Annotated in this window: 14 protein-coding genes; 9 read left to right on the forward strand and 5 right to left on the reverse strand. The window is 70.5% G+C overall.

Annotated elements, in window-relative coordinates; translation table 11 throughout:
• From rpsN to CSIV_RS09845, 3 genes are all read left to right on the forward strand, one after another.
• On the forward strand, positions 1-306 hold the full coding sequence (gene rpsN / locus CSIV_RS09835; protein WP_022878196.1) for a 30S ribosomal protein S14: 306 nt from the start codon (positions 1-3) through the stop codon (positions 304-306).
• Positions 307-577: 271 nt separating this feature from the next.
• Positions 578-865, forward strand: coding sequence for an HU family DNA-binding protein (locus CSIV_RS09840; protein ID WP_022878194.1), 288 nt, complete (start codon positions 578-580; stop codon positions 863-865).
• A 77-nt stretch (positions 866-942) separates the two neighbouring features.
• On the forward strand, positions 943-2,940 hold the full coding sequence (locus CSIV_RS09845; protein ID WP_077051180.1) for a cytochrome c oxidase assembly protein: 1,998 nt from the start codon (positions 943-945) through the stop codon (positions 2,938-2,940).
• 12 nt (positions 2,941-2,952) lie between these two features.
• Here the strand turns inward: CSIV_RS09845 and CSIV_RS09850 are convergent, their stop codons facing one another.
• Together CSIV_RS09850 and CSIV_RS09855 are read right to left on the reverse strand one after the other, a co-directional pair.
• Positions 2,953-4,035 (reverse strand): hypothetical protein, encoded by a 1,083-nt coding sequence (locus CSIV_RS09850; protein WP_077051181.1) that lies wholly within the window; start codon positions 4,033-4,035, stop codon positions 2,953-2,955.
• A gap of 57 nt (positions 4,036-4,092) precedes the next feature.
• A complete protein-coding gene (locus tag CSIV_RS09855) occupies positions 4,093-4,929 on the reverse strand; it encodes an NAD(P)/FAD-dependent oxidoreductase (protein WP_077051182.1) in 837 nt (278 codons plus the stop codon).
• Positions 4,930-4,980: 51 nt separating this feature from the next.
• Here CSIV_RS09855 and CSIV_RS09860 point away from each other — a divergent pair, with 51 nt between their 5' ends.
• Both CSIV_RS09860 and CSIV_RS09865 read left to right on the forward strand, forming a co-directional pair.
• Complete coding sequence (locus CSIV_RS09860; protein WP_077051183.1) at positions 4,981-5,412, forward strand: MerR family transcriptional regulator; 432 nt, start codon at positions 4,981-4,983, stop codon at positions 5,410-5,412.
• Positions 5,413-5,472: 60 nt separating this feature from the next.
• Positions 5,473-6,846 carry an ATP-dependent DNA helicase gene (locus CSIV_RS09865; RefSeq protein WP_077051184.1) on the forward strand — a complete coding sequence of 458 codons (1,374 nt, stop codon included), beginning with the start codon at positions 5,473-5,475 and terminating at the stop codon, positions 6,844-6,846.
• Between the two features lie 9 nt (positions 6,847-6,855).
• On the opposite strand, the gene CSIV_RS09870 is transcribed toward CSIV_RS09865, so the two are convergent.
• A complete protein-coding gene (locus CSIV_RS09870; RefSeq protein ID WP_077051185.1) occupies positions 6,856-7,509 on the reverse strand; it encodes a biliverdin-producing heme oxygenase in 654 nt (217 codons plus the stop codon).
• 184 nt (positions 7,510-7,693) lie between these two features.
• Between CSIV_RS09870 and CSIV_RS09875 the strand changes: the two genes are divergently transcribed.
• The 4 genes from CSIV_RS09875 (at position 7,694) to CSIV_RS09890 (ending at position 12,472) form a co-directional block, all read left to right on the forward strand.
• Positions 7,694-8,962, forward strand: a complete 1,269-nt coding sequence (locus tag CSIV_RS09875; protein ID WP_077051409.1) for a serine hydrolase domain-containing protein — start codon at positions 7,694-7,696, stop codon at positions 8,960-8,962.
• A 19-nt stretch (positions 8,963-8,981) separates the two neighbouring features.
• On the forward strand, positions 8,982-9,851 hold the full coding sequence (locus CSIV_RS09880) for an EamA family transporter (protein ID WP_077051186.1): 870 nt from the start codon (positions 8,982-8,984) through the stop codon (positions 9,849-9,851).
• A 72-nt stretch (positions 9,852-9,923) separates the two neighbouring features.
• Positions 9,924-10,922 carry a magnesium/cobalt transporter CorA gene (gene corA / locus CSIV_RS09885; RefSeq protein ID WP_077051187.1) on the forward strand — a complete coding sequence of 333 codons (999 nt, stop codon included), beginning with the start codon at positions 9,924-9,926 and terminating at the stop codon, positions 10,920-10,922.
• A 113-nt stretch (positions 10,923-11,035) separates the two neighbouring features.
• Positions 11,036-12,472, forward strand: a complete 1,437-nt coding sequence (locus tag CSIV_RS09890) for an amino acid permease (RefSeq protein ID WP_442922950.1) — start codon at positions 11,036-11,038, stop codon at positions 12,470-12,472.
• Positions 12,473-12,537: 65 nt separating this feature from the next.
• On the opposite strand, the gene CSIV_RS09895 is transcribed toward CSIV_RS09890, so the two are convergent.
• Positions 12,538-13,719 (reverse strand): 4-hydroxybenzoate 3-monooxygenase, encoded by a 1,182-nt coding sequence (locus tag CSIV_RS09895; protein WP_077051189.1) that lies wholly within the window; start codon positions 13,717-13,719, stop codon positions 12,538-12,540.
• A 166-nt stretch (positions 13,720-13,885) separates the two neighbouring features.
• Complete coding sequence (locus CSIV_RS09900; RefSeq protein ID WP_077051190.1) at positions 13,886-14,638, reverse strand: IclR family transcriptional regulator; 753 nt, start codon at positions 14,636-14,638, stop codon at positions 13,886-13,888.
• Positions 14,639-14,646 lie beyond the last annotated feature (8 nt).

Consider the following 14,646-nt stretch of genomic DNA (forward strand, 5'->3'; position numbering starts at 1 on the left):
ATGGCTAAGAAGAGCAAGATCGCGCGCAACGAGCAGCGCAAGGTCGTCGTCGAGCGCTACGCCGCGAAGCGCGCCGAGCTGAAGAAGACCCTGGTCGACCCCAACGCGACCGACGAGGCCCGCGAGGCCGCCCGCGTGGGTCTGCAGAAGCTCCCCCGCAACGCGTCGCCCGCGCGCGTGCGCAGCCGCGACGTCATCGACGGCCGCCCCCGTGGCGTCCTCACGAAGTTCGGCGTCTCGCGCGTCCGCTTCCGCGACATGGCCCACCGTGGCGAGCTGCCCGGTGTGACCAAGTCGTCCTGGTAAGCACCAGAACCACCGCGGAGGGCGGGGGTCCCGAGAGGGGCTCCCGCCCTTCGTCGTTTCCACCGCGGGCGACCTCCGGGGCGTCCCTCGCGTCACTCGCGCCCCACCCGAAGTGCGACACGCCGCCCTCCCGCGGGCGAAATGCGTCAAAATCCGCGTAATTCCGCGGTTCGGTTGATACTGTCGAGGCGGTCTCCCGACCACCGAGGGGAATCTCTCCTCGTCCGATGTAACGAGAGGCGACTCGACCGTCGCCTGGAGGACAAACCACATGGCCGACAAGTCCATCACCAAGACCGAGCTCGTCGCGAGCATCGCCAGCGCGACCGGACAGAGCCAGTCCGCCGTGTCGAGCGTGCTCGACTCCCTCTTCTCCACCGTCTCCGAGGCGGTCGCCAAGGGCAGCAAGGTCTCGATCCCCGGCTGGATCGCGTTCGAGCAGGTCGCCACGTCGGCCCGCACCGGCCGCAACCCCCAGACGGGCGAGGAGATCTCGATCCCCGCGGGCAAGCGCGTCAAGGTCACCGCCGGCTCGAAGCTGAAGGCTGCCGTCAAGTAAGACGACGAGACCTGTCGAGAGGGGGGATGCCAGTGGCATCCCCCCTCTTGTGTTCCCGCGCGACGTAGGCTTGGGGGGTGAATCCCCGAGCCCTGCGCGTGGCCGGACCCGTCATCCTCGTCGTGGTCTCGGTGATCTGTGTCGTCGCAGGTCTCGCCTACGGCGGGGGTGCTGCGCCGACGCTCCTGGCCGACCCCGGCCCGGCCGTGCGGTGGGGTCTGCCGATCGCGACGCTCGTCGTCAACCTCTCGGCGGCGACCATGGTCGGCGCGCTCGTGCTGGCTCTGTTCGCCTTGCCCGCGGGGGAGCGGCCGTTCGAGATCGCACTGGACACGGCATCCATCGGTGCGGCCGTGTTCACCGTGTCGGCCGCCGCCACGGGCTTCCTCACGTTCCTCAACGTCATCAACGCGACCCCGACCCTCGATCCGCTCTTCGGCCAGCAGCTCGGACGCTTCCTCGTCGAGACCGAGGTGGGCCCGGCGTGGCTCATCACGACGATCGCCGGTGCGGTCCTCACGGTGCTGACGTTCGCGGTGCGCACGTGGATCCCGACGCTCCTGGTCGCGATCCTCGCGCTCGCCTCGCTGATCCCCATGGGCACGCAGGGCCACGCGGGGACGGAGGCGAGCCACACCGCCGCGGTCACCTCCCTGGTCCTCCACATCCTCGCCGCGGCGGTCTGGCTGGGCGGCCTCGTCCTCCTCGTCGTCGTGCGGCCCGCGATGAGCCGGTCGGAGCTCCAGACGACGCTGTTCCGGTACTCCTCGATCGCCCTGGTCGCGTTCCTCGTCGTGGCCGTCTCGGGCACGGTGCGCGCCTCGATCGGCCTCGTCGGGTGGCAGAACCTGCTGTCGCCGTACGGCATCCTGGTCCTGATCAAGGTCACGGCGCTCGTGGCGATGGGCATCCTCGGCGCGTGGTACCGCCGTCGCCTGATCGCCCGCATGGGCGAAGAAGAGGGATCGCGCCGCTTCTGGGGCGTCGTCCTGCTCGAGCTGGTGTTCATGGGTGTCGCCAGCGGTGTCGCCGTCGCGCTCGCCCGCACGCCGCCGCCCGCCGCCGACCTGCCCCTCATCGGCACGACCCCCGCCGAGGTGCTGACCGGCTCGCCGCTCCCGCCGGAGTTCACGATCGATCAGTGGTTCACCGCGTGGGACATCGACCTGCTGTGGGCGTTCGTCGCCGGTTTCGGGCTGTTCTTCTACCTCGCGGGGGTCTGGCGCCTCCGCCGTCGCGGCGACTCCTGGCCGATCTACCGCACGATCCTGTGGTCGCTCGGCATGCTGTCGATCTTCTGGGTCACCTCGGGCCCGCTGAACGTGTACCAGGACTACCTGTTCAGCGTGCACATGATCGAGCACATGCTGCTGTCGATGGCGATCCCGCTCCTCCTGGTCGCGGGTGCTCCCGTCACCCTCGCGGCGCGCGCGATCCGCAAGCGCGACGACGGCTCGCGCGGCGGCCGCGAGTGGATCCTGTGGGCGGTGCACAACCCCGTCGCCAAGGTCCTCACGAACCCGTTCGTGGCGGCGGGGCTCTTCATCGTGTCGCTGTGGGCGTTCTACTACACCGACCTGTTCCGCTGGTCGCTGTACGACCACGTCGGCCACATCTGGATGGTCGCGCACTTCCTCATCACCGGGTACCTGTTCGTGCTGAGCCTCATCGGCATCGACCCGGTGCCCTACCGGCTCCCCTATCCGGGGCGGCTCCTGATCCTCATCGCCGTCATGGCGATGCACGCGTTCTTCGGCATCGCGATCATGATGAACTCCGGCCTCATGGCCGCCGAGTGGTTCGGATCGATGGGCCGGACGTGGGGCGACACCCCGCTGCAGGACCAGTACACGGGTGGCGGTGTGGCGTGGAGCGTCGGCGAGATCCCGACGCTGATCCTCGCGATCACGGTCGCGATCCAGTGGAGCCGCAGCGACGAGCGGCAGCAGCGCCGCCGCGACCGCCACGTCGACCGGGTGGGCGACGCCGAGCTCGACGAGTACAACGCCGAATTGCAGCGGCTCGCCGCACGCGATGCGCGCGCCGCGGAGCGCACGGCGGCGAAGGGCCGCTGAGACCGGGTCCGGTCAGTCCAGGCTTCCGCCGATCGAGATGGATGCCGAGCCGTCCGGCTGCACGGAGATCTGACCGTCGACGGTGAAAGGCACGTCCTCTTCCACGGTGCGGACGGATCCGTCGAAGATCGAGCGGATGTCGACCTCGATGTGGGCCGTGGCCTCGGCCGAGGGGATCCGCCAGCCGGCCCCGTCGGGGACGACCGAGACCGTCGGCTGGTCGATGATCGACCAGGTCGGCGCGTCGTCGATGCGGTTGCGGACCGTGAAACCGAACGGGCAGCCCGTGGGCTGCAGCACCTTCTGCTCGGCGCAGCCGGTGAGGAAGTCCTCGACCCGTTGCTGCACGACGGAGACGAACTCGTCGGTGGGCTCGGCCTGCACGTCGACCGGTACCCCGGTGAGGGGGGAGTCGGCGAGGATCGCGACGCCCGGGGTCGCCGAGATCGGCGTGTCGACGGCTACCGAGTACAGCCCGGGCGAGAACACCAGCAGCGGCACGGCCGCCGAGGCGTCGGCATCCACCCCGTCGACGGAGACCTGGCGTTTGTCGATCTCGAATCCGTTGACCGAGAAGCGCATCGATCCGCGCACGGTGAGATCGACGACGGCGAGGGGGCTCACGGCGAACCGCCACCGCGGGACGACGCCGATCCACCCGTCCTGGCGGATCGCGAAGGTCGTCCGACCCTCGTAGGAGCCCGCGCGGTACTCGACCGTCACACGGATGACGTCGTCGACGACGGTCTCGGCGGTGACGTGAGCGGAGGTGATCGTCTGCAGGGCGTCCGTGCGGAGGAGCGCGTCGGATGCCGTGGCGGGAAGCCCCGCGCTCTGGAGCTCCGTCGAGTCGACCGCGACGCCCGGGACGGCGAGGGCTTCGGCCGCGCGACGGTCCTGGAGCAGCTCGAGATAGTGCAGCACGAACGCGCGCGGGCTGTAGAGCTCGCGATAGGCCGCCGCCGCCCCCGCCCCCAGCGCGGCGATCAGCAGCACGCCCACGACACCGAGGATCGTGAGGTCGCGCGCGAGCCGGCGCGGGCGCGACGGGGCAGCACCCGTAGGCGCTGCCGGGCCCCCGTCCGTCGCGTGCACGCACCCAGTCTAAGAAGGCGACCTGCACGGGAGCGGAATATGGCGGTCGGGGACGCCTCAGCGCGGCGCGGCGAGCTCCTGCACGATCGCCACGGCCGCCAGCTGCCCCGCGGCGATCGCCGCCGCGAGCGTGGCCATGGAACCGGGGAAGTGGTCGGCGTGGGCCATGTCGCCGGCGGCGAGGATGCGTTCGACGCTCGTGCGGCCGAAGGGATCGACCCGCACCGCGCCGGATTCCTGGAACGCGACGCCGAGCTGCTCCGCGAAGGGCGCGCGTTGCCGGGACACGGGGGCGACGAACGCCCCGGCGACCTCGAGAGTCGAGCCGTCCTCCAGGGTGAGGTGCAGTCCCTCGTCGGCCCCGTCCACCCGGAGCACGCGCGCCGGGTCGAGCACGACGACCTCGGATGCCACGGGCTCGAGCATTCCCCGTAGTTTCGCGGCGTGCGGCGAGGCGTTCAGCACGGCGACCGGGCGCCCCGCGAATTCGTGACCGTGACAGAACGGGCAGTTCGCGACCCGGCGGCCCCAGTGCTCCGCGAGTCCGGGGATCGGAGGGAGGTCGTCGGCGAGGCCCGTGGCGAGGACGAGATACTCGGCGCGAAGGATCTCGCCGTCCACGTCCACCCGCACACCGTCGGGATCTGCCGCGACCGAGGAGACGGCGGTGTCCCGGATCTCGACCGTCGCGTAAGCGGCGAGCTCCTCGCGGCCCCGCGCGCGCAGATCCGCGGGCGCGACGCCGTCGTTGCCCAGGAGGTTGTGCGCGTGATCGACGGTGGCGTTGCGATACTCGCCCGAGTCCAGGAGCAGCGTGCGTCGGTGCATGCGCCCGAGGGTGAGGGCGGCCTGCAGGCCGGCGGGTCCAGCGCCGATGATGATGGCCTCGTACATGACGGGCTCCTTCCGTTTGCGTTCGCGATCATCGTGTGACTTCATGTCGACATGAAGTCAAATGGCGAGACGATCGGCGACGCAGCCGTACGGTTCGGGCTCGAGACGCACGTGCTGCGGCACTGGGAGGACTCCGGGTTGCTGCACCCGGCGCGGAACCCGGCGGGGAGGCGCCTCTTCGGCGACGCGGACCTGGTGCGGATCGCGGTGATCCTCCGCAACAAGGCGGCGGGGATGTCGCTCGACCAGATTCGCGTGCTGCTGGACGAGGGTGCCCCCGACCGGCACCGCGTGCTGGAGGAGCACGTGGCCGAACTCGACCGCCGCGCCGCCGACATCGCGCAGGCGCGGGCGATGACCGAGCACGCCCTGCGCTGCCGAGCGCACGACATCACCCAGTGCCCCCGCTTCCGTAGCCACGTCGAGGACGTCCTCGTGGGACAGGCGCGCTGGCTCGTCAGCCACACCGAGCCACCGGAATGAAGGCGCCGGCCGTCCACAGCGCTCCCGCCCGCGGCATCCCGCGCGAACTAGCATGAACCGGTGACCACGCCCCCTCTCTCGACCGAGCAGCAGGCGCTGTTCCGGCTGATCGAGGACACGCGCGAGCACGTGTTCGTCACCGGCCGCGCGGGCACGGGCAAGTCGACGCTCCTGCAGCACCTGGCGTACAACACGAAGAAGCAGATCGCCGTGTGCGCGCCGACGGGCGTGGCCGCGTTGAACGTCGAGGGGCAGACGATCCACTCGCTGTTCCGGCTGCCGATCGGGCTCATCGCGAACGGTGACATCGACCAGAACGATGCGACCCGCAAGCTCCTCAACGCGATCGACACCCTCGTCATCGACGAGATCTCGATGGTGAACGCCGATCTGATGGATGCCATCGACCGCTCGCTCCGTCAGGCCCGCGGTCGCCGCGCCGAGCCGTTCGGCGGGACGCAGATCGTGATGTTCGGCGACCCGTACCAGCTCGCACCGGTGCCGCCGCGCGGTGACGAGGCGCGCTACATTCGCGATCACTACCGCTCGTTCTGGTTCTTCGACGCGAAGGTCTGGTCCGGCGAGACCTCGGGCGACGGACTCATCGACATCGGCCGTCACGGCGCCGACCTGCACGTGAACGAGCTGGTCGAGATCCACCGGCAGTCCGACCCGGGCTTCAAGTCGCTGCTGAACGCCGTGCGGTACGGACGCGTCACGGCCGACATGGCCGGCATCCTCAACTCCGCCGGTGCCCGCACGCCGCCGCACCCCGCCGACGGCGAGCACCCGATCATCACGCTGGCGACCCGCAACGACCGCGTCAACGAGATCAACCGCCGACACCTCGAAGAGCTCGTCGGTCGCACGCAGACGGCGAACGCCGAGATCTCGGGCGACTTCGGGCGGGGCGAGGCGAACTACCCGGCCGAGCTCGCGTTGACGCTCAAGATCGGCGCGCAGGTGATGTTCCTGCGCAACGACTCGGCCCAGTTCGGCGAGGGGCCGCGGTGGGTCAACGGCACGATCGGCACGGTCACCCGTATCGCCGGCGACAGCGTGCGGGTCGAGGTCGACGGTGTCGAGCACGACGTCGAGCCCGCCGTCTGGGAGCGCTACCGCTACGCCTACGATCCCGGCACGAAGAACCTCTCGCGCGAGATCGTCGCCGAGTTCACGCAGTTCCCGCTCCGGCTGGCGTGGGCGGTGACGATCCACAAGTCGCAGGGCAAGACGTACGACCGCGCGGTCGTCGACCTCGGAGCAGGGGCGTTCGCCCCCGGGCAGACCTACGTCGCGCTGAGCCGACTCACCTCGCTCGACGGCCTCTACCTCTCGCGTCCGCTCCGCCCGAGCGACATCCGCGTCGATGAGGACGTCCGGCGGTTCATGAAGCAGGCCTGGCTCGGCCGCCAGCAGGCGGCGCAGGCCTGAGCGCCCGGCTCAGGCGACGTGCGACGCCTTCGCCCGCGCGAGGTCGGCGCACAGTTCGGTCGTGAAGCGGTAGGCGACGAGCACCTCGTCGATGACGCGCTCCTTCTCGTCGTCGTCCCACGGGGCGGCATCCAGTTGTTCCCGGTAGACGCGCTTGAACGCCGTGGGGTCGGCGATCTCGGCGAAGAGATAGAGGCCGATGCCGTTGGTCTCGAAGCCGAACCGGCGCTGCAGAGCGCGGCCGATGGACCGGCCGCCCGAGAGGTCGCCGAGATAGCGCGTGTAATGGTGGGCGACGAAGCCGCCGGGCCAGCGCGCCGCGAGACGGCGGATACGCGACACATAGGCCTGTGTCGTCGGGAGGGGAGCGATGCGTTCGCGCCAGTCGGCACCGACGAGGAACGCCAGGTCGGCCTCGATCGCGGGCAGACGCGTGAGCTTGTCGCTGAGGAACACCGAGGCGACCGGGTCGTCGCGCAGCAGATCCGCGCCGGCCTCGAGTGCGGCGTAGATGAACCACTGCTGCGAGACGTGGGCGATGTAGTCCTCGCGGGTCCCCGCGCCGGTGATGAGATTGGCCATGAAGTCCGCGAGCTCGGACGGGGCGTGTGCAGCGCTCGATCGTTCCCGCAGGGCGGCGGTGAACGAGGCGACGGCGTTCATGCCGACATCATACGCAACGGGTTAGGCGAACCTAACCCCGAACGTCCATGGATGCCGTCTGCATCCGCAACCGTGATCGAGCCGTGACTCCGCGACCGTGCACCCCGGCGCTGCGTGTGTTCAGCGTGTGTTTGAATTCTTCGAGCGCGCGATTCGTCGTGCGCGGAATCATCCGGGGGTGGACATGCGGGGTTGGCGCCGATCAGTGGCCGTCGTGGTCGCGGGAGCCAGCATCATCGCCGTCACCCTGACGGGGTGCACGCCGGAGGCGACGGCATCCATCGACGTTCCCGAGCAGGCGCAGGGCGCGCTGCCCGACGACACGGTCTCCCAGCTTCGGGATGCCGTGACCTCGGCGATGGCGATCACCGGTTCGACCGGCGCAATCGTCGGTGTCTGGGCGCCCTGGAGCGGCTCGTGGGTCTCGGGCCTGGGGACGCAGGGTCCGGGCGGGGCCGAGGTCACCGCCGATATGGGCTTCCGCGCCGCGGACGTGACGCGCGCGATGACCTGCGACATCGTCTACGAGCTCGCCGCCGACGGCACGTTCTCGCTCGATGACCCCGTGACCGACTGGGTCAGCGGCCTCCCGGGATTCGACGACATCACGCTCGGTCAGCTGTGCAACGGCACGTCGGGCCTCGGCGGGTACCAGTCGTACCTCTCGAACCAGGTGCTGACCAACCCCGACCGCGTCTGGAACGTCCGCGAGCTCATGGCGTACGGCATCGCCAGTCCCCGGCAGAACGCGCCGGGCGCGGCGTACGCGAACGCCGACACGAACTACCTCCTCGCGGGCATGGCCGTCGAACGCGCCACGGGAGAGACGCTCTCCGACCTCATCGCCGAGCGCGTGGCACGCCCGCTCGGACTCGACGCCACCTCGCTCCCGGGCCCCGCCGCCGCGGCACCGTCGGCCGATCCGCTCAACGGGTACTGGTCGCGGCCCAATGCCGACGGCGCATGGAACTGCACCGACCCCGGCGACTACACCGTGACCTCGGCGAGTCTCGGGGCCGGCGACTCGGGCGTCGTGACCGACATCACCGACCTCGGCCGGTACGCGCAGGCCCTCGCGACCGGCGCGCTGCTGCCCCCGGACAACACCCGCTTCGCCTCCCCGCTGCCCGCCAGCGGCGATGCCCCCACCTGGTACACCGCCACGGGCGCCGCCTACCAGGCCGGTTCGCTCATCGGGCAGTTCGGCTCCGTCCCCGGCTACATCGTGGGCGCGTTCGCCGACCCGTCGACCGGCATGTCGGTCGCCGTGGTGCTGAACAACTCCGGAGCGAACGAGAACGCCGGTGCGTGGCTCGCGTGGGAGCTCGCGGCGATCGCGTCGAAGGCGCCCGCCGCCGACGGCCGCTCGGTCCCCGAGGCCGGTCTGCCGTGGACGGCGGAGCAGATGCGCAACAACCTCAGCACCATCGCCATCTGCCCTCCCGCGCAGTGACCGCCCGGGTGGTCGCACGATGACCGCGCGCTCGGGTCGGGGGTCCGCGGCCGCCCTGGTCCTCGTCGGGCTCGCGTGCCAGGAGGTCGGCGCCTCGTTCGCGGTCATGCTCTTCCCGGCGACCGGGCCGCTGGGCATCGTCATGCTGCGCCTGGTGTTCTCGGCCCTGCTGCTGCTCGCCATCGCCCGGCCGCGGCTGCGCGGCCACACGGCGGGCGCGTGGCGTTCGGTCGTGTGGTTCGGTGTGGTGCTGGCATCCATGAACGGGCTGTTCTACCTCGCGCTGGAGCGGCTTCCACTGGGCGTCACCGTGACGATCGAGGTGCTCGGTCCGCTGACGCTGTCGATCCTCACGGCGTCCGGACTCGCCCGCTGGCTGTGGGCCGGTCTCGCCCTCGCGGGCGTGGGGGCGCTCGGGGCGGGCGGATGGGACCGGCTCGATGCCCTCGGCGTGGTGTTCGCCCTCGCGGCGGCCGTGAGCTGGGCGCTGTACATCCTCGCCTCCGCGCGCGTGGGGCGGGAGTTCCCGCGGTTGGACGGCCTCGCGCTCGCGATGACCGTCGGCGCCGTGATCGCGCTGCCCTTCGGTGTCCTGCAGGCCGGTTCCGCGCTCCTCCAGCCCGGCATCCTGGCGCTGGGCGCGGCGGTCGCCCTGCTGTCGTCGACGGTGCCGTACGCGCTCGAACTCATCGCGTTGCGCCGCCTCCCGGCATCCGCCTTCGCGATCATGATGAGCCTCGGTCCGGCGACCGCGTCCATCGCCGGCTTCCTCCTTCTCGGACAGCACCTGTCGTGGCTCGAGATCGCCGGTATCGCGCTGGTCATCGCGGCGAGCATCGGTGCGGTGACCGCTGCCTCCCGGCGACCCGCGATCGAACCCGTCGGCTGAGGACGGATGCCACGTCCCGGCGCCCCGCGCCAGCGGCATCCGATGTCCATCTTCGGGGGGTAGAACGTACTCATGCCCATCATCGACAGCGCCGTGTACGTCGACGGTCACCGCATCGAGAACCCGTCGAGCCTTGACCAGACGTTCGAGTACATGGAGGCCCACGGCGGCATGGCGTGGATCGGCCTGCTGCGCCCGTCCTCCGACGAGCTCGAGCGCGTGGCCGCGGAGTTCTCGTTGCACCCGCTCGCGGTCGAGGACGCCCTCGCCGGGCATCAGCGGTCGAAGCTCGAGCGCTACGGCGACAACCTGTTCGCCGTGCTGCGGCCCGCGCGCTACGACGACGCGACCGAGACGGTCCACTTCGGAGAACTGCACGTCTTCGTCGGCTCCGACTACGTCGTCACGGTGCGGCAGGCGGAGGTGCCCGACCTCGCGCGGGTGCGTCGGCGCCTCGAGGGTCAGCCGGAGCTGCTCGCGCGCGGCCCCGAAGCCGTGCTGTACGCGATCCTCGACGAGGTGGTCGACCAGTACGACCCCGTCGCGGCGGGGCTGCAGAACGACGTCGACGAGATCGAGGACCAGCTCTTCGGTGGGGGCGACGCCGAGCTGACGCAGCGCATCTACGAACTCGCGCGCGAGGTGATCCACTTCCAGCGGGCGACCGAACCGCTGCGCGACATGTTGGAGGCGCTGCTGCGAGGGGCCGACAAGTACGGGGTGGAGATCGAGCTGCAGCGCTCGCTCCGCGACGTGCTCGACCACGTCCTGCGGCAGTGCGACAAGCTGGCCTCCCTCCGCGCGATCCTCGACAACGCCCTCACCGTCAACGCCACGCTCGTCACGCACCGGCAGACCGAGACGTCGCTCGAGCAGAACGAGCAGGTCAAGAAGATCTCCGGCTGGGCGGCGATCCTGTTCGGGCCGTCACTGGTGGGCGCGATCTACGGCATGAACTTCAAGAACATGCCCGAACTCGACTGGACTCTGGGCTACCCGATGGCTCTGGCGCTGATGGCGGCGACGTCCTTCGGCCTGTGGCTGACCTTCAAACGCAAGCACTGGCTCTGAGAACGCACGGCGCGCTTCGCCTCGGAGCGGGCCGTGGTGCCGATGATGGACGGGTGACTGACACCACTCCCGCGGGCTCCGGCGGCGCTGCCGAGCCGACCACCACCTCGACCGTGCACCTCGAGGACGAGGGGTACCACAAGCGCCTGAGTTCGCGTCAGGTGCAGATGATCGCCATCGGCGGCGCGATCGGCACCGGCCTGTTCCTCGGCGCCGGAGGGCGCCTCGCGCAGGCGGGTCCGGCGATCGTGATCTCGTACGCCGTGTGCGGGCTCTTCGCGTTCTTCATCCTCCGCGCGCTCGGGGAGCTCGTGCTGCACCGCCCCACGTCGGGCTCGTTCGTCTCGTACGCGCGGGAGTTCTTCGGCGAGAAGGCCGCGTTCGTGTCGGGCTGGTTCTACTGGATCAACTGGGCCACGACGACGATGGTCGACATCACCGCGGCAGCGCTCTACATGAACTTCTTCGGCAAGTACGTGCCGTGGATCGGCGCCGTCCCGCAGTGGGTGTGGGCGCTCGCCGCCCTCGTCACCGTGCTCGCAGTCAACCTCGTGTCGGTGAAGGTGTTCGGCGAACTGGAGTTCTGGTTCGCCCTCATCAAGGTCACGGCCCTCGTGGCTTTCCTGCTGGTGGGCATCTACTTCGTCGTCTTCGGCACACCCACCGGAGCGCCCGTCGGGTTCTCGCTCATCGCCGACAACGGCGGCTTCTTCCCCAACGGCATCCTGCCCGCGATCATCCTCATGCAGGGCGTCGTGTTCGCCTACGCCTCGATCGAGCTGATCGGCACGGCCGCGGGCGAGACGAAGAACCCCGAGAAGGTCATGCCGCGCGCGATCAACTCGGTCATCATCCGCGTCGCGGTGTTCTACGTCGGCTCGGTGCTGCTGCTGTCGCTCCTGCTGCCCTTCACCGCGTACTCGAAGGACGAGAGCCCGTTCGTGACGTTCTTCGCCTCGATCGGCGTGCCCGGCGTCGACGTGATCATGAACCTCGTGGTGCTGACCGCGGCGCTGTCGTCGCTGAACGCGGGGCTGTACTCCACCGGCCGCATCCTCCGGTCGATGGCGGTGGCCGGTTCCGCTCCGAGGTTCGCCGCGCGCATGAACAAGGCGGGCGTGCCGTACGGCGGCATCGCGATCACGGCGTTCGTCGCGCTCTTCGGAGTCGTCATCAACTTCGTCGCCCCGAGCGATGCGTTCGAGACCGTCCTGAACGTCGCCGCCGTCGGCATCCTCGTCACCTGGGCGACCATCATGCTCTGCCAGATGAAGTTCAAGCGCCTCACCGACCGCGGTGAGCTGGTGCGTCCGAAGTTCCGGCTGTTCTGGGCTCCCTACACGGGGTACCTGACCCTGGCGTTCCTGGCGATCGTGCTCGTGCTGGTGTTCGTGGACTCGCCCGCGACGGCGCTCGTCGCGCTGGGGGCGAGCATCTGCATCGCGATCGGCTGGTTCGCGTGCCGCAAGCGCATCGCCGAGCTCGCCGAGGAGCGCGAGGGCTACACCGGCACGGTGCCGGTGGTGCCCTCCCCGTTCTCGAAGGAGTAGCCCGTTCGCGTGAGTCGCCAAGATTTGTCGCTTCTCGGCGAGCCGAGGCGACAGATCTTGGCGACTCACGCGCCCAACGGCCAGCCCGTGTAGGCCTCGGCCAGGTACGCGCGGCCGTGCTCCGACTCCACCACCGAGCGCAGCTCGCCGAGCTGGCGGCGGCGGTCGAAGTCGGTGGCATCCGGGGCCACGTGGAGCAGGCTCGTCATCCACCACGAGAAGTGCTGCGCCTTCCAGATGCGACGCAGCGCCCGCTCGGGGTACGTCAGCAGCGCGCGGTCGTCGCCCTCGAGGAGCAGCGCGCGCAGGGCCTCGGCGAGCAGGCGCACGTCGGCGACCGCGAGGTTCATGCCCTTCGCGCCCGTGGGCGGGACGGTGTGGGCCGCGTCGCCGACGAGCGCGACCCGACCGCGGAGCAGTTCGTGGGCGACGAAGCTGCGGAAGCGCAGCACATCGCGCTGGAAGATCGGCCCCTCCGTCAGCGTCGTGCCGGGCACGCGCTTCTGCAGCTCGTCCCACAGCTGCGCTTCGGAGTACGCGGCGGTGTCGGTGTCGGGATCGCACTGGAAGTACATCCGCTGCACGGTCGCGGATCGCTGGCTGATGAGCGCGAAGCCGTCGGGGGAGTTGCTGTAGATCAGCTCGTCCGAGCTCGGCGGCGCCTCGCACAGGATGCCGAACCACGCGAACGGGTACTCGCGGAAGTAGCCGCCGGTGCTCGACCCGGTCACCGCGGCGCGGGCGACGCTGCGCGACCCGTCGGATCCGACGACGAACTCCGCCTCGATCTCGAACGGCTGCCCGTCGGCGTCCCGGGCGATCACGCGCGGGCGGCCGGTCTCGGCATCCACGACGCTGTCGGCCGTGACGCCGAACCGCAGGTCCTGCCCCGCGGCGAGGCGCGCGGCGATGAGGTCCTTCAGCACCTCGTGCTGCGGGTACAGCCAGACGGCGCGGCCCACGGCGTCGGCGAAATCGATGCGGTGCCCCTCGCCGGCGAAGCGCAGCTCGATGCCGTCGTGGCGGTGTCCGACGGTGCGCACGCGCGACGCGTCGCCGAGGGTGTCGAGCAGCTCGACCGTGCCCTGCTCCAGGATGCCGGCGCGGATCGTGCTCTCGATCTCGTCGCGCGAGCGCTGGTCGATGACGACGGAGGGGATGCCGGCGGCATCCAGGAGGTGCGAGAGCAGAAGTCCCGCGGGGCCGGCGCCGACGATCGCGACACGGGTGCGGACGGTGGGGGTCATGGCGTCTCCTTCGACGGGTACCCGCCCGATGCTCCCCGGATCGCCTCCCCATCGCTGCGCGATTCCCAATGAACGGGCCGCCTTCCCCCCGTGTGAGTTGCCAGGATTTGTCGCTTGTCGGGCGCCGGATGCGACAAATCTTGGCGACTCGCGCGAACGAGCGGGGTCAGCGGCGGTAGCCGAGGGCGCGCTCGGTGTCGCGGGCGGCGCGGTGCAGCTCGCCGAGGGCGAACTGCGTCTCGGCGTCGCGCGGCAGCACCACCGACAGCGCCGCGATGACCGCGCCGGTCTCGTCGCGGACGGGCACCGCGACGCCGGTGGACACCTCGTCGACGTAGCCCGGGGCGATGACCCGGCCGAGTGTCCGGATCTCGGCGAGCGTGCGGCGCAGGACGGTGGGGTCGGTGATCGTCGCGGGCGTGACGGGGGCGAGCGGCTGACGGAGCACCCGCTCCTGCAGGTCGTGCGGGGCGAATGCGAGCAGCACCAGCCCGGACGAGGAGGCGTGCAGGGGGAGCCGCCCCGCGACGCGCGTGATGTTCGCCCCCGAGTCCGGCGCGCTGAGCCGCTCGAGGAACAGCGCCTCGTCCTGCTCGAGGATCGCGAGCTGCGTGTGCTCGCGCACGCGCTGCTGCACGCGCTCCATGAAGGGCAGCGCCGCCTGCCGCAGGCGCAGCGCGTGCGACGACCGGGTCGCCAGCTCCCACAGGCGCATGCCCACCCGCACGCGTCTCTCCTCGTCGCGCTCGAGGAGACCGGCATCCACGAGTTCGTTCACGATCCGGTGCGCCGACGAGCTCGGCAGACCGGCCCGGCGGCCGATCTCGGCCGTCGTCTGCGCGGTGCGCGTGGGGGTGAAGGTCTCGAGGATGCGCACCAGGCGGTCGGTCACCGAGTCGCCCGAGGGGGAGTTCGCCATGGACTCAG

Origin of the sequence: Microbacterium sp. CSI-V (assembly GCF_001984105.1) — a bacterium.
Classification (GTDB): Bacteria; Actinomycetota; Actinomycetes; order Actinomycetales; family Microbacteriaceae; genus Microbacterium.